This window comes from Erythrobacteraceae bacterium WH01K (genome assembly GCA_027941995.1).
In the GTDB taxonomy this organism is placed as follows: domain Bacteria; phylum Pseudomonadota; class Alphaproteobacteria; order Sphingomonadales; family Sphingomonadaceae; genus CAJXSN01.
In genome coordinates this window covers 1,543,497-1,558,127 of record CP115966.1, presented here as the reverse complement: position 1 = coordinate 1,558,127, position 14,631 = coordinate 1,543,497, and the positions used below count along the sequence as shown (strand labels likewise).

Sequence of the window (14,631 nt, the reverse complement as noted above, 5' to 3'; positions counted from 1 at the left end):
CCTTGGATTTCCGGTTTGGGTCGAGGCGCGTTCCTGCTCACGGCAGGAAGATGGCCTTCGCATTGACGAATTCCTTCATCCCGAAACCGCCATGTTCGCGGCCGTATCCGGAATCCTTCACACCGCCGAACGGCATGTTCGGATCGGCAGCACCGAAGGAATTGATCCGGACCATGCCGGTATCGAAGTGATCGCGCGCCAGCCGGATCGCCTTGTCCTCGTCCTTTGTAAAGATGCCGCCGCCAAGGCCGTAGCGGCTGTCATTGGCGATGCGCATGGCGTCTTCGTCGTCCTTGGCACGGATGATCGAGGCGACAGAGCCGAACAATTCGTCGTCATAGGCGGGCATGCCCGGCTTGCAGTCGGCCAAGACCGTGGCGGGATAATAATATCCTTCCGCGTTCTCGTCCGGATCGCCGCCGCACAGCACGGTCGCACCGGCATCGATGCTCTTGCCGACCTGTTCCACCAGCGTGTCGAACTGGTCCTTCCCCGATACCGGGCCGAGCTGGGTGTCTTCCTTGTTCGGATCGCCCATGGTGACCCCCTTCATCTGCTCGACAAAGGCGGAAACAAAGTCGTCATAGACGGCATCGGTCACCACGAACCGCTTTGCCGACACACAGGTTTCACCGTTATTGTAGAGGCGGCCCTGCACGCAGGTTTTTACCGCCAGTTCGATGTCGGCATCTTCCAGCACGAGATACGCATCGTTCGATCCCAGTTCGAGGACGGTCTTCTTGAGATGGCTGGCAGCGGTTTCGCCGATATGGCTGCCGGCCCGGTCGCTGCCCGTCATGGTCACCGCGCGTACCAGGTCGTGGGCGATGATCTTGTCCGAGAGGTCGTGCCCCACCAGGATCACGTCGAACAGGCCCTTGGGCAGGCCCGCTTCCAGACACAGGTCGCGCAGCAGCAGGCCGCTGCCCGTACAGATCGATGCGTGCTTCAGGATGCAGGCATTGCCCGCCATCAGGTTTGCGGCCAGCACGCGGGACGGCTGGTAGACGGGAAAATTCCACGGCTGGATGCTGTAGATCACACCGATGGGCGAATAGGTGACGATACCGCGCTTCTTGCCGCCGCTGTGCTTGCGCTCTTCATCGGCCAGTGCTTCAGGACCGTTATCGGCAGTATATTCGAAGATGCGGGCGCAAATTTCGACCTCGGTCTTTCCGTCCTTCAGCAGCTTGCCCATTTCGTCTGTCATCAGCTGCGAGAACTTGTCCGAATTGGCGCGCAGCACCTCGGCAATCTTGCGCAGATAGGGCGCGCGCTCCTCGTGGCTTTTCTTGCGCCATTCGAGGAAGGCTTCATGCGCCGCCTCGACCTTTCCGATAGCTTCCGCCTCGTCCATGATGTCGTAGGTTTCGAGCGGCTGCTTGGTCGCGGGGTTGTTCGTCTGGATGGTGCTCATGGCTTCGCTTTCCTGTTGCGGTGCCCGGCATTGGGAAACTCTCCCGGTCGGAGAGCATGGGCACCTTGAGAAGTTACGACACCAACGGCGGCCCCCTTCGCGCGTTCCACCGCCATGGAAGCGGAGAAGAGGGAAATTCGGCCAGCGGGTCTGGACGGGCGATGCCCGGAATCTAGAACGAGGCCATGAGCATTCTCGACGAAATACGCTTCGGCCATCAGGAAACCGCGCCCGGCATCACCGTGCGCTATGGCGAGATGGGGCAAGGACCGCTGGTCCTCCTCGTCCATGGCTTCCCGGAAAGCTGGTATAGCTGGCGGGCGCAGATCCCCGCCCTTGCCGCAGCAGGATACCGCGTCGCCGCGATGGACGTTCGCGGCTATGGCGGTTCCTCCGCACCGGATGAGATCGCGGCCTACTCGCTAAAGGAACTGGCCGGGGACTGTGCGCGTCTGGCGCAGGCACTTTCTCCCGATGCACCGGCGGTCATCGTCGGGCATGACTGGGGCGCGCCCATCGCGTGGACATCGGCCCTGCTCCATCCGGAGACCTTTTGCGCGGTCGCCGGCCTGTCCGTCCCGCATTCCGCGCCCGGAGAAGTCCCGACCGACATCGTCCATGACGAAGTCTTCACGAAGCGCGGCCGCTATTTCTACATCGTCGATTTCCAGCAGGAAGGCATTGCGGAGGCGGAGCTGGAAGACGATCCGGCCACCACGATACGGCGGTTCTACTACGCGATTTCGGGCGACGCACCGGACGGCACCTGGCCGACGGACAAGAAACCGGGCGACGGCTTGCTGAAAGGGCTGCCCGAACCGCAAATGCCCCTCCCCTGGCTCGGCGAGGAGGACGTCACCTATCTCGCCTCGCAATTCGCAGCTTCCGGCTTTCGCGGCCCCTTGAACCGGTATCGAAACCGGCGCCGCGATCACGAAATGCTGAGCGGGCTGGACAGCCACGTCATCGAGCAGCCCAGCCTGTTCATCGGCGGCACCCGCGACCTCGCCACCCGCCTGGCGGGACGCGCGCCGATCGAAACGATGAAGACGCTGCTCCCGGATCTCAGGGGTCTGCACATGCTGGAAGGCTGCGGCCACTGGACCCAGCAGGAAAGGCCGCAGGATTGCTCGCGGCTACTGACGCAATTCCTCGGAACGCTGGACGGATAGCGCGCGCTGGACGCCTCCGATGCGACGAAAACATTTCGTTGAAAAATGGTAGCGGAGGAGGGAAATATAGAGAGCATATAACGTGCTGATTTACCTAATAAACTTTTTGAGTCGTCTTGCAAATACCCCCATCAATACCCCCAAAATCGGACAGATGAGATAAAGCGCCTTTGGCAAACGCCGACTTGTTATTCGTAGTGACTGGTAAAACGAGCGTCGGCCGTTTTTGGGCCGATCAGAAGGCGAAACGCCAGGTCACGATCCATGCGCCTGATCGGACATCGAGGGCATGTCATGGTCGGGCATGGATGGCATATAGTGGCCCGCATGAGGATCGGGTGTGTTGCTAGGCTGGGCATTCACCGGCGGGGGAGTGGCCGCAGGGGACGACGCTACTACCGGAGTGCTCGCCGGTCGGTCTGGTTGCCTACCGGCAGTCGCAGCTTCACCCGACCGGTTCGTGTTGGCCTCTCCAGCGGGAAAGGCAGCGTTGTCTCTTTCGCCTTCGCCAGCACCTGTGCTCTCGGTCGGCGGGGCCGTATACAGTGGCAAGGCTTCAGCTTCTGATGAAGTGTCCTGCGTCTGATCACAGGCAGCGAGCCCTAGCCCCAATGCCGCCGCAGCAAGGGGGGCAACAAACGCGTTCCGATTTGATCTGCGCATCATTCTATCCTTCAAAGCCAGGAGATACCAAGATGATTGGCACCGTGCGCAAGCTCGCCGCCCAGAAATCCCTGCACCAGCACTAGAGCGGCCATGGCAAAGATTGCGGCGCGAAACGCGGTCCGGCTCGCGGAAGCACGGCTCGCCAGATAGGCCATCGCCAGACCGAGAACCGCGATCAGCATTCCGTTCCAGCGATGAACCTGCATCGCAGTATCTCCGCCGAACCAGAGACCGGTATGGATCCAACCGAATATGGCCGCCACGACCGCCCCGGCGGCACCGCCATAAACAAGTACGCGCACTGCCGACTCTAGGCCTGTGCCCTTCCGTGCGATGACGAATAGCTCGGTGAGAGCGGCCATAAAGAACAAGGCGATCGGAAAGTGTACGGTGGCGGGATGCAGCGACTTGAGCACACCGACCACGCCCTTGTCGCCTTCGTCTGCATCTTGTCCCTTCGCCCCGTCATGATCAGCAGCCGTGTCGCCGTGCCCCTGCGCAGCCTGGATATCTTTTGACGCCGCATCGGAGACGACAGCACTGGCCGCTTCGCCATGTTCCTCGTCGCCATGGGCCTGGGCCGGACTTATCCAGAGCAGACTGGCGGCCACAATAGCCATGAATTGTATTCGTTTCATTCTCTACGGGCTCCGGTCTTGGCGATGGTCGTGCAACCTATTGTGTCTGTAATGCTCTGCGAACCTTCATCTCTTGCGGTGATAGAGCGCGGCGATCGTCGACGCGTGAGGGTTCAAATTTTACTCACGAGATGGTCGGACCTCCTGCCTTGCACCGCGCCCTGGTAAGAGTGTGGCCAGGCTCAGGCACAAAGCGAGAGCCCGGCCACCGCCTCCTAATCGTCTTGCGCCATGTTCTCGTGAGCCGCCATCTGCTCCATCATGTCATGCATCATCATCATGTGCTGGTGACAGGCCGCCATCATATCGGCGTTGTCCCCCTGCATCATGCCCGCCATGTGTTCCTGCATTTTTGCACGATGTTCGGCCATAAGCCTTTGGCGTTCGGCAGGATCGCTCGCCGCGTGGGCCTGCTGCATCAGCGCGCGCATTTCAGCCATCTTCTCGCGGTGGGCCGTCATGGCCGCCGAATCCTGCATCATATGGCCAGCGTGTGACTGCTGCTGCGCCGCCGCTTGATCCCCGTGGTCATGCTGTTGCCGGGCCATTGCCGGGGTGGTTGCCAGGCCGGTGGCGAGCGCGAAAGCTAGAACTGTCAGTTTCATGGTCGATTTCCTTTCGTCGGTCTTGCGGTGGATGCTGTGTGCAGTCATCCTCTTTACGCAGCCGCCATCTCTTCCCCTCAAACAATCCGCAGCAGCGGTGGGGCTGGTGGGCCGAAGCACGGCCGGTTGCAGCGGTGCTGTTTTTCGGCCACCTTTTTGAGAGAAGCCGATAACGACGAATGGGGAGTATCATGGTGCCAGCAGAGCCGTCGGAGAAGCAGTCGTGAGCACGGTCAATGAGAACGGCAGCTGGGATATCCCGGAGCCCGATCATGCCGATCTGGTGCAAATGCGCATTCGCCTCATTACTCTCGAGAACATAGTTCTTGGCCTTTTGTCCGGGGCGAGCGATGAACAGATCGAACAGATTAGGAAACGTGCGGACATGATCGAACCGCGCCCCGATGCGAGCCGGCACCCGCTTACCGAACTGGCAGCAGGTGACATGCGGAAATTTCTCAAACGCGCTGCTCGCATGGCCGAGTCGGAGGGCCGCGAAAATCATGACTGATCCGGGCTTTGGGGCAGCGAAGGCGCTATGCAGGAAGTGGAAATCCGGCCGCTTGCTATTTGCTGGCGCAGATTTTTCGGGCGTACCTGCAACATGACCAGAACCCATTGGCTGATCCTTATTTGCGGGAGCCTGATCGCGTTCGTCTGGGAGATTTTCCAGATGCCATTCTTCGAACCGGGTGATCTCGAACCCTTCGAGCGGACCATTCGCTGCGGCATTGCAAGCCTGGGCGATGGCGTGATCCTGCTGACAGCTTATAGCCTTGCAGGATTACGTGGCGGGCACGCGTGGCTCTGGCAAGCCGCCAAAATGCCCTATGCGATCTATTTCGGCTTCGGGCTTGTCGTCGCGATCGCCGTCGAAATGATCGCCACATCGCTTCCGGCAAACAGTTTCCTGAGCTGGCGCTACAGCGAGTTGATGCCGCAAGAGCCAGTGACGGGACTGGCGCTGATCCCGATCGCGATGTGGACGATCGTGCCCGCGCTAACGATCCTTCTGGTCCGCTTTGCCCGAGCCGAACCTGATTAAACTGGGAGCGGCTTCAGGGGGCATTCGGCACATGTTTCGCCCGCCGCCTGATCCTGGGAAACCGGTTGGCAAGCAGGACAAAGCCCGAAACCGCGATGATTGTCCCGCCGATCCCGAACAGTAGCAGCCACCAGCTGTTGATGCGGTCGCGCTGCGTCCAGTCCATGATATGCAGCCCCCAGATAAAATCGAACAGACGCCAGGTGTCGCTGCGGGCAGCGAGCACCGAGCCGCTCGATGCATCGATGTAGACGCGGGTATTGTCCTCATCGCCATAGGTAATCTGCCACGCGGGGAACGGACCCCGGAATTCGGTCCCGACAGCACCTTCGATGAGGCGCGTGGTCGCTATGGTGGTTGGTGGCCCCGTCCAAGCATGGCGAGCGATGGCCTGTGCGCTCGCGCTCGAAAGAGGCGAAAGGAGAGCGCCGCTGTTCGGGTCGCGGAGCGTGACGCTTCCATCGTCCCGACGGATCTCGGTTACTGTCCTGCCGCCGACCGCGCGCGTCGCAAGGGAAACCACCCCCTCCCTGCTATCGAGCCACTCGGGCATGGCAGCATTAGCGGGCAGAACCTCCGGTGCGCGCGAAACGACATGTTCGGACCGGACCTCTTCGATGTCGAGGAACGACATCAGCGCCCCGGTGGCCATCCATAGAAGCACCTGGACGCCGACAAAGACTGCCAGCCATTTGTGAAGCTTGCTGCCCAGCACATGCAGACGCAGCTTGAAAGAGCGTGTCGCCAATCGGTGTTCCCCCGATCAAATCAGTTGTTACGCGGCGCTCGTGACGACGAATGGTACTGAACGATCTTCCAGCCATCCGCATCATGGGCAAGCACCGAGGTCGCAACGCCTTCGCGGTCGATCACGCGGCCGTCGGCCAGTTCGATCCGATAGGTGTACGATTCGCGGCCATACGCCATATGTCCCATCCGGGTGACTGCGAGCGTCGGTTCGCCGAAGGTGAAGCTGGTTATTGCATCGAGTTCCGGTCCCAGGTGATGCTCCATGTAATACGTGAAGCTGCCTTCCGCCTTGCCGTTTTCGTAAACGAAGGATTCCTCGGCAAACAGCGCGGCCATGGCCTCTGCATCGCGCGACGTCAGGGCATCCCGATATGATGTCAGAACCGCCTCGGCTTCCGCAACGTCATCATTCATCGCATCCATATGCTCGGCGTGGTTCATGCCCTGCTCCGTATGGTCCATCTGCGTCGAAGCCGTAGGGTCCGAGTGCGCGGAATGATCCATGGATTGTGCCAGGGCGGGAGTGCCGCCTGCAGCCAAGGCCAGGGCGACCGCGCTTAGAGATAGTCTTATCCTCATTGTATATTTCCTTCTCTTAAAACCAGAATCGCATGCCCACGACGTAATTCGTCACGCTAGGGTCTTCCCCTGCGGCGCGTGCAAAATCGGCACTCTGACCGATCCGCCACTCCTGGGAGACGCCGACATAGGGCGCGAATTCGCGTGCGAACTCGTAGCGAAGACGCAGACCTGCCTCGATCCGGTCGAGGCCAGCGCCAATGCCGAGTTCGGGAATATCCTGAGCCGAAAGAGCGATTTCGGCTCGCGGCTGGAGGATCAGCCGCTGCGTGATGCGCTGATCAAGCTCGCCCTCGAAGCGCGCGGTTACATCACCCTTGTTCGATACGAACGCTGCAACGTCGACCTCGAACTGGTAGGGAGCAATGCCCTGTATGCCAATGACAGCATGGGTGCGCTCGGGTCCTGTTAAATCCTGGCGCACACCTGTCTGTAGGTCGAAAAAGGGAGCGATCGCCCGGCTCCAGAGTGCCTGGACTTCGGCTCCCTCGACAGGCTCACCGAAGCTGCCTTCGCCCTCGGATTTGAACCAGAACTTGTCGATATCACCACCATAATAGCCCTGGATGTCCCAAAGATATCCATCCACTCCCTCGCGGGCGCGGTATTCGAGCCGGTCGCCCTGAAACCAGAAGCGCATCCCGCCGTCGGTCTCGCGGACAAGTTCGCGCCGCGCTTCGTTCATGGCTTCCTCGCCCCAGATCGCGACCGCCGCGCGCGCGGGACCGCTCCCGGCTTCGGGAGGAGGCGGCAGCAGCGGGATATCGTCGTTCGAGCCCATCTGCATCGCCGAATGGTCCATGCCCTGCATATCCTGCGATCCCGTCTGCCCATGGTTCATCTGGCTGTGATCCATCTGCCCATGGTCCATCGACGAGTTGCTGGCTTCCGCCTGACCCATGTCGCCTTGGTTCATCTGCGAATGATCCATCGCGCCTTCGGCAGGCGTGCCATGCGGGATCGAGCCATGATCCATTCCTTCATGACTCCCGGGTGTAGTCTCCGGACGGGCAGCGTCCATCGGCATTGCCATGCCCGAATGACCATCCTGAGCGGTCGTCGAACCATGAGACATAGTCGAATGGTCCATCGTCGAATGATCCATGGCAACTTCAGGCTGGGCCACTGGTTCGCAAGCTCCTTCGGCTACCGGGTGCCCCATCGCGCGATGGCGCTGGGCTTCTTCTTCGCACTTTGTCTTGGCGTCAGCCTGCGCCTCGGCGCTCTGCTGCGGCTCCGCGGGCGAATGACCGGCATGCTGCGCCGCAGCGGGGGAGGCGAGAACTGAGCCGACTGCGATCGATGCGAGCAGGCTGGTAATACGAATCTTCATGCTTCGCTCCCATCGGGATTGGCGACAGTGACGATCTGAAACATCCCGGCATGCATGTGGTAGAGAAGGTGGCAGTGGAAGGCCCAGTCGCCCGGCTCGTCCGCCGTCAGGTCGAACTGCGCGCTGCCGCCCGGCTGCACGTTAACCGTGTGCTTGAGCGGCTGACGATCGGCAGGTGCGCCGTTAACCAGTTCGAAGAAGTGCCCATGCAAGTGGATCGGGTGCGCCATCATCGTGTTGTTTATCAATTTGACACGCACGCGTTCGTTATAGGCAAAGCGGATCGGCTCGTCGGAGACGGCGGAGAACTTCTTGCCGTCGAACGACCACATATAGCGTTCCATGTTCCCGGTGAGATGGATTTCCATCCGCCGCGAGGGAGTCCGCCCCTCCTGATGAGGTGTCAGCGAGCGGAGCTTGCGATAGTCGAGGGTGCGGTGGGGGACATCGGCAAGGCCGATGCCGGGGTCGCCCATACGGTCGACCGGGTTCATCGAGACCATGTCGAGACCGGGCCCGACCTTCACGTCGGGAGGCAGGAGCGATGTATCGCGCATCTGCATACCTCCCGCCATGCCAGCCATTCCGGCCATCTCCGCCGAACCGCCATCCATACCGGACATCCCATCCGCGCCAGCCGCTCCGCTCGATCCGTGGTCCATTCCGGCCATACCGCCGGCGCCATGATCCATGCCGGTCATACCGGCATCGTTGCTGCCAGCCCCGTGGTCCATACCGCTCATGCCCATATCAGCCATGGTCAGAAGCGGGGGATCGCGCAGCGGCGGAATGGCCGCGCGCGCGCCAGGCGCGCTCGCAAGCGTTGCGATCCCCATTCCGGACCTATCCACCGACTCGGCCACCAATGTGTACGCCTGCTGCTCACCCGGCGTCACGACGACGTCGTAGGTCTCCGCGACGCCGATCTGGAACTCGTCCACTTCGACCGGCTCGACGTTCTGCCCGTCGGCTTGAACGACGGTCATCGGCAGGCCTGGAATGCGGATATTGAAGAAGGTCATGGCCCCGGCATTGATGAAGCGCAGCCGCACGCGCTCGCCCGGACGGAAGAGATATTCCAGATTGTCGAGCGGGCCATGACCGTTCAGCAGGTAAGTGTAGGCTGGGGCCGACACATCGCTAAGGTCGGTCGGCATCATACGCATTCTCGCCCACATCCGGCGATCCTCGCCCGAAAGCGGATAGTCGTCGGTCCAGGTATTCATGTTGTAGTTGAAGTAGCCTTCGCCCTTCTTGAGCTTGTCGAAAATCGTGTGGGGCGACATTTCGCTGAATTCGCTGAGCACCACGATATATTCGCGGTCCGCCTGGACCGGATCGGGTCCAGCCGGATCCACCACAATGGCGCCGTAATGCCCGGCCTGTTCCTGCAGGCCGCTATGCGAGTGCCACCAGTAGGTGCCCGACTGGCGCACCGGGAATTCAGCGGTGAAGGTCTCTCCGGGCTTGACGCCGGGGAAGCTTACACCTGGCACCCCGTCGAGTTCGAATGGCACGAGCAGCCCGTGCCAGTGGATCGAGGTGTCTTCCTCGAGCTGGTTATGGACGTTCAATCGGACGGTCGTGCCTTCCTTCAAACGCAACAACGGGCCGGGGATCGTGCCGTTGACGGCGATGGCGCCGCCGCGTCTGTTGCCGGTTGCAAAGGCAGACCGCGCGACAGTGAGGTCGATATTCGGCCCGGATACTTCATCCAGCCCTTTGCGGGCGTTTCCTGCAAGGATGTCCGCGCCGCGCGCCCAGGCCGGCATGGCACCGGAGAGACCAAGCAGGCCCAGCCCGCTAGCACTTGTTCCAAGGAATCTTCGGCGATTGAGGGCAGGCATAGGGGGCTCCTGAAAATGCGTATACCGTCACATACGCGGTCAGCTGCCCTACCCCTCAAACTTTTCGAACCGCTCCTTCAGCCGGTTGCGCGCACGATAGATGCGCGTCTCGACGGCTTTCTCGGTGGTGCCGAGCAGCTCGGCAGCCTCGGCCTGGCTGTACCCCTCGACAGTGACCAGCACGAGCGCCTCTTGTAGGCGCACCGGCAAGCGCCCGATTTCGGCCTGGACCAGCCGCAGCTGTTCGCGGGCTCCGGCAACATTTTCGGGATTAGGGGCATCGTCGGCAACGGCGTCGGCTTCCCGCCCATCCGGCAAACCAAGGAAGCCAATAACTTTCCTGCGGCGGAGCTTGTCGCGGCACCGGTTGAGAACGATTGTCGTCAAATAGGGACCGATGGGCTTGCTCGGATCGAGGCGATGACGTGTCAGCCAGACCGACGCGAGACCGTCCTGAACGACATCTTCGGCCCGCGATGGTGAACCCAGCATGCGCGTGGCAAGCGCAATCAACCGGGCGATCTCGCTCTCGACGAGAGCTGTGAACGCCCGCTTGTCACCGGCTATCGCCCGCCCGATCAGAGCTTCATCCGAAGTGTCATCCACCGCTGCCAAGGCTGGTCAGTCACGCGGATCGCGCGTGAGGGCCGCGGACACTTTCCGGTCGAACTGGAGCTGCTGATCGGAATCGAGAATTTCCCGCATGTCGAAGACGTGGCGCACGGTCGCTTTTTGCAAATCGCCCATGCGCGCATGCACCTCGTCGATCGCGGCACTGACTTCGGGCCCGTATTCGTGCTCGGTTTCCATTGCCTGGGCGAGCTGGGCGTTGGCTGCGCGCGCAGAGGCTTCGAGCCTTGCCTGTTCTACCGCGAAACGCGCTTCGAGCGCATCGAGCCGCTGCTCCTGGTCAGCCGTGAGCGACAGCTCATCGTGCACGAACTGGTGCAGGCCGCCCTCGGCATCGTTGTTGGCCCAGCGATCGGCGGCAAGCGCTCCTAGGCATCCGGCGAGCGCCGCCAGCAGGACCGCAAGGACAAGGTGAAACTTCTTCAACGTCTATGACCCCACATGAAGCAATGCAGCGGGTGACAGGGATTCTCCGCCAACGAGGCTCTCGCCAACAATTTCTGTAGGAGCGCCGTTTTCGGACGGCCATCCGCTGGTCCCTGCGCCTGCCGTTAGGCCGACGACAAACAGACCGGCGAACAAGGCCATTCTGCGCCGCTGATCGGCAATTTCCCCCAGCTGCCCTGCGCGCTGCCAGACGCCGTTCATGAAGTCGGGCGGCACGTCGCCAGCCTTCTGCGAGGCCATGGTGCCGAGCATCGCATCGAGTGTCTGATTGTCACGCATCCCTTGCTCCTGTCGGTTGCACGGTTCCTATACGCGATGCTTCGCGCAAACCCTCAAGTTTCTTTTTTGAGGGGTGCGGGTCGGCGACGCGTAAGAGGAGTAAGTCAAGCAACAGCGGCAAGTACCAGCGTCGAATAGGAGCCATGGCATGAAAAGCGCGGCAGTTCCGCCAAAAGAGCGCGAGTTCACTCCGCCGCTGGGCAAAAGCTGGCTCACGCCGTTCTATGATCGCGCGATCGCAGTCTTTACGCGCGAGAGACGGTGGCGCCGCGCAATCGTCGAAAAGGCCGCATTGCTGCCCGGCGACAAGGTCATCGATGTCGGGTGCGGCACCGGGACCTTGCTCAGGGCGCTGATGGCCAACTGCCCCGAAGCCGGCTTCATCGGCGTTGAGCCCGACCCCGCAGCGCTGGCTATCGCGCAGCGCAAGTTCGGTGCCGGAGCCGATATGGTCCGGTGGCACAACGGCTTTCTCGATAGTCTCGAGCTTTCCGACGGCTGGCGGCCAAACAAGATCGTCAGCAGCCTCGTCCTTCACCAGGTCCCCGTATCGCAAAAGCGCGCGATCCTCGACCAGATCGAGAACCTGCTCGCCCCCGGGGGCATGGCGCTGATTGCCGACTATATGCGGCAGGATGCTCCACTCATGCGCGCGCTGTTCCGTTCGAGCGTTCAGCTTCTCGACGGCGTCAAGGACACCCAGCCGAGCGCCGACGGAGCCGTCGAGAAATTGCTCGCCGAGATTTTCGCGGACGCCGAATTGCTCGATCGTATCCATACCGCGACCGGAACCATTTCTCTCTGGCGCGGCATCAAGAAAGGCAATGCTCAATGAACCTTATGAAAGATTCGAGACCGCTACGCCGTTCGCTGGCGGCCTCGCTCCTCCTCGCCATTGCAGCCTGCTCGAATGCGGCCCAGGCCGCGACCTACACCATGTTCCGCGACGCAGGGTGCGGCTGCTGTCTCAATTGGGCCGGTCACGTAGAACACGGACTCGAAGCAGAGGTCGCCTCGGTCGACACCGACGACATGGCTGCGCTCAAGACAGCCAGGGGTGTGTCGCAGGATCTGTGGTCGTGCCACACGATGGAAGTCGATGGCTATATCATCGAAGGCCACGTGCCCGCCGATGCCATCGCGAAACTATTACGCGAAAGCCCCGAAGGCGTGGCAGGCCTGGCTGTGCCCGGAATGCCGCTTGGCTCGCCCGGAATGGAAGCCGGGGACCGGGTGCAGCCGTATGATGTCATCGCCTTCGGCTCAGGCGGGCAGCGCGTTTTCGCATCCTACCCGTGACCATGGACAAGCCATCTCAGCGCCAACTCTAACGGAGGACCATCATGTCAGACTATTCGGTCAAAACCTCAATACTGATATGGGGCTGGACACTCAGCCTCTTCCTGCTTTTCAGCTACCTGATCTGCATCGGTTTCGGCCTGCTCGCGCCCGAACAGGCGCACATGCACGAAGCGTGGGCGCCGCTGCTTCCCGGGTTCGAATGGCTGACCATCTCGGGCTTTCTGGCAGGCGCTCTCGGCAGCTTTTTGTACGGTTGGTACATCGCGATCATTGGGGTGCCAATGCTGCGATTTTTCCGGAACCGATTCAGGACGTAGCAGATCGGCGGCGATGGCCGCTTGCCTTGAAACTCGCGGAGCGTTTTTCGGTCGCGCAGGCAGTCCGCTTTAGGCCGCAATTTGCTCGAGCGCCCCGAGCAAAACGCAACTCTCCGGCTTTGTCCTGAAAGTTTTTTGAGGGACGCGGCAAGGGCGAACGTACTGGTCGACATAATCTTTCTTTCACGGGAGACCATCGACAGGGGAAAGTCTTGCAAGACCATGAGCACGAGAATCAAAGCGAAACGGCTGGCTCGATAACCCTGCTGGGCGGCGTTGCGATGGGTACCGGCGTCATGATCGGTGCCGGCATATTCGCGCTGACCGGGCAGATCGCCGAGCTCGCCGGTCCGCTCTTCCCCCTGTCTTTCATCGCCGGCGCGCTGGTAACTTCGCTGGCGGCCTACAGCTATATCAAGATGTCGAACAAATGGCCGTCTTCGGGCGGCATCGCGATGATCTTGCAGAAGGCCTACGGACCCGGCGTCATTGCCGCGTCGGCATCGCTCCTGATGGCTCTGTCGATGGTCATCAATGAAAGCCTCGTGGCCCGCACCTTTGCGACTTACGCGCTGCGCCCGTTTGGCCTCGAAAGCAGCGGGTGGCTCGTTTCGCTGGCAGCGCTTGCACTCATCATCTTCGCCTATCTCGTCAATGCAGCGGGCAACAAGTCGGTAAGCGGCTTCTCGCTCATCATGTCCGCCATCAAGATCGGCGGTATCGCGCTGTTCGCAGTCGCGGCGATCTGGGCCAGCGGATTTTCATCAGGCGCATTTTCGCAGTCCGTTTCGCTGACCAATGCAGAAGCCCTGCTCGCCTCGGTTGCTTTCTCGATCCTCGCCTTCAAAGGCTTCACCACGATTACCAATAGCGGCGGCGAAATCGTTGACCCGCACAAGAATGTCGGCCGAACCATCATGATCTCGATAGCCGTCTGCATCGTGATCTATCTGCTTGTCGCAGTGGCGGTGGGTTCGAGCCTGAGCATATCCGAGATCGTCGAGGCGCGCGATTATTCGCTCGCGGCTGCGGCGCGTCCGGCGCTGGGAGAACTGGGCTTCTATTTCACCGTGGCGATCGCGATCGCCGCCACCACTTCGGGCGTGATAGCGAGCGTATTTGCCGTGTCGCGCATGCTTGCGATGCTGACCGACATGAAGATGATCCCGCACAGCCATTTCGGCATGAGCGGCGGGATTCGCAGCCACATGCTGGTCTATACGGTGGTCATTGCCGGGACGCTTGCGGTCCTGTTCGATCTGTCAAGGATCGCCTCGCTGGGCGCCTTCTTCTACCTCGTCATGGATATGCTGGTTCACTGGGGCGTCCTGCGCCACCTGCGCAAGGAAGTCGGCGCGCGCGCAACAATACTTCTGACAGCGCTCGCGGCAGATGGCGTGGTCCTCGCAGCCTTTACCGCGGCCAAATTGCGCAGCGATCCTGCCGTTGTCGCCTACGCGGCGATCGGCATCGTCGCAGTCTTCGTGGGAGAATGGATCTACCTCTCGCGCAATTCCGAAGCGCCCGCATCTCCTGAAGATGATGGGTCAGGAGAGAAAAGGTGATGGCACCTTCTTCAACCAGCTTTGCCGCTTTTACGCCGG

The 14,631-nt window shown here is 61.2% G+C and carries 18 protein-coding genes; 8 read left to right on the top strand and 10 right to left on the bottom strand.

The window, feature by feature from the left end; genetic code table 11:
* Positions 1-37: 37 nt before the first annotated feature.
* Positions 38-1,417, bottom strand: coding sequence for an NAD-dependent succinate-semialdehyde dehydrogenase (locus tag PF049_07730; GenBank protein WBY15508.1), 1,380 nt, complete (start codon positions 1,415-1,417; stop codon positions 38-40).
* A 185-nt stretch (positions 1,418-1,602) separates the two neighbouring features.
* Between PF049_07730 and PF049_07725 the strand changes: the two genes are divergently transcribed.
* Positions 1,603-2,589 carry an alpha/beta hydrolase gene (locus PF049_07725; protein ID WBY15507.1) on the top strand — a complete coding sequence of 329 codons (987 nt, stop codon included), beginning with the start codon at positions 1,603-1,605 and terminating at the stop codon, positions 2,587-2,589.
* A gap of 674 nt (positions 2,590-3,263) precedes the next feature.
* Here the strand turns inward: PF049_07725 and PF049_07720 are convergent.
* Positions 3,264-3,893, bottom strand: coding sequence for a hypothetical protein (locus PF049_07720; protein WBY15506.1), 630 nt, complete (start codon positions 3,891-3,893; stop codon positions 3,264-3,266).
* A 215-nt stretch (positions 3,894-4,108) separates the two neighbouring features.
* Positions 4,109-4,498 (bottom strand): hypothetical protein, encoded by a 390-nt coding sequence (locus PF049_07715; GenBank protein ID WBY15505.1) that lies wholly within the window; start codon positions 4,496-4,498, stop codon positions 4,109-4,111.
* Between the two features lie 223 nt (positions 4,499-4,721).
* Between PF049_07715 and PF049_07710 the strand changes: the two genes are divergently transcribed.
* A complete protein-coding gene (locus PF049_07710; protein WBY15504.1) occupies positions 4,722-5,009 on the top strand; it encodes a hypothetical protein in 288 nt (95 codons plus the stop codon).
* Between the two features lie 27 nt (positions 5,010-5,036).
* On the top strand, positions 5,037-5,543 hold the full coding sequence (locus PF049_07705; protein WBY15503.1) for a hypothetical protein: 507 nt from the start codon (positions 5,037-5,039) through the stop codon (positions 5,541-5,543).
* Between the two features lie 13 nt (positions 5,544-5,556).
* Here the strand turns inward: PF049_07705 and PF049_07700 are convergent, their stop codons facing one another.
* Genes PF049_07700 through PF049_07690 form a run of 3 tightly spaced genes read right to left on the bottom strand, consistent with a single transcriptional unit; the run spans position 5,557 to position 7,947 of the window.
* Positions 5,557-6,291, bottom strand: a complete 735-nt coding sequence (locus PF049_07700) for a PepSY domain-containing protein (protein ID WBY15502.1) — start codon at positions 6,289-6,291, stop codon at positions 5,557-5,559.
* Between the two features lie 20 nt (positions 6,292-6,311).
* On the bottom strand, positions 6,312-6,872 hold the full coding sequence (locus tag PF049_07695) for a nuclear transport factor 2 family protein (GenBank protein ID WBY15501.1): 561 nt from the start codon (positions 6,870-6,872) through the stop codon (positions 6,312-6,314).
* Between the two features lie 16 nt (positions 6,873-6,888).
* Complete coding sequence (locus tag PF049_07690) at positions 6,889-7,947, bottom strand: copper resistance protein B (protein ID WBY15500.1); 1,059 nt, start codon at positions 7,945-7,947, stop codon at positions 6,889-6,891.
* 21 nt (positions 7,948-7,968) lie between these two features.
* On the opposite strand from PF049_07690, the gene PF049_07685 reads away from it, so the two are divergent.
* Positions 7,969-8,160 (top strand): hypothetical protein, encoded by a 192-nt coding sequence (locus PF049_07685; protein ID WBY15499.1) that lies wholly within the window; start codon positions 7,969-7,971, stop codon positions 8,158-8,160.
* Between the two features lie 41 nt (positions 8,161-8,201).
* Here PF049_07685 and PF049_07680 read toward each other — a convergent pair whose 3' ends face one another.
* Genes PF049_07680 through PF049_07665 form a run of 4 tightly spaced genes read right to left on the bottom strand, consistent with a single transcriptional unit; the run spans position 8,202 to position 11,408 of the window.
* Complete coding sequence (locus PF049_07680) at positions 8,202-10,052, bottom strand: copper resistance system multicopper oxidase (GenBank protein ID WBY15498.1); 1,851 nt, start codon at positions 10,050-10,052, stop codon at positions 8,202-8,204.
* A gap of 48 nt (positions 10,053-10,100) precedes the next feature.
* A complete protein-coding gene (locus PF049_07675; GenBank protein WBY15497.1) occupies positions 10,101-10,667 on the bottom strand; it encodes an RNA polymerase sigma factor in 567 nt (188 codons plus the stop codon).
* A 6-nt stretch (positions 10,668-10,673) separates the two neighbouring features.
* A complete protein-coding gene (locus PF049_07670; protein ID WBY15496.1) occupies positions 10,674-11,108 on the bottom strand; it encodes a periplasmic heavy metal sensor in 435 nt (144 codons plus the stop codon).
* Between the two features lie 3 nt (positions 11,109-11,111).
* A complete protein-coding gene (locus PF049_07665) occupies positions 11,112-11,408 on the bottom strand; it encodes a hypothetical protein (protein ID WBY15495.1) in 297 nt (98 codons plus the stop codon).
* A gap of 148 nt (positions 11,409-11,556) precedes the next feature.
* Here PF049_07665 and PF049_07660 point away from each other — a divergent pair, with 148 nt between their 5' ends.
* From PF049_07660 to PF049_07645, 4 genes are all read left to right on the top strand, one after another.
* On the top strand, positions 11,557-12,243 hold the full coding sequence (locus PF049_07660) for a methyltransferase domain-containing protein (protein ID WBY15494.1): 687 nt from the start codon (positions 11,557-11,559) through the stop codon (positions 12,241-12,243).
* Positions 12,240-12,707: a DUF411 domain-containing protein gene (locus PF049_07655; GenBank protein WBY15493.1), complete on the top strand. Its 468-nt coding sequence runs from the start codon at positions 12,240-12,242 to the stop codon at positions 12,705-12,707. The genes PF049_07660 and PF049_07655 overlap by 4 nt, the downstream gene beginning before the upstream one ends.
* A 44-nt stretch (positions 12,708-12,751) precedes the next feature.
* Positions 12,752-13,027 (top strand): hypothetical protein, encoded by a 276-nt coding sequence (locus tag PF049_07650; GenBank protein WBY15492.1) that lies wholly within the window; start codon positions 12,752-12,754, stop codon positions 13,025-13,027.
* A gap of 212 nt (positions 13,028-13,239) precedes the next feature.
* Complete coding sequence (locus PF049_07645) at positions 13,240-14,592, top strand: APC family permease (GenBank protein ID WBY15491.1); 1,353 nt, start codon at positions 13,240-13,242, stop codon at positions 14,590-14,592.
* The last annotated feature ends 39 nt before the right edge of the window (positions 14,593-14,631 follow it).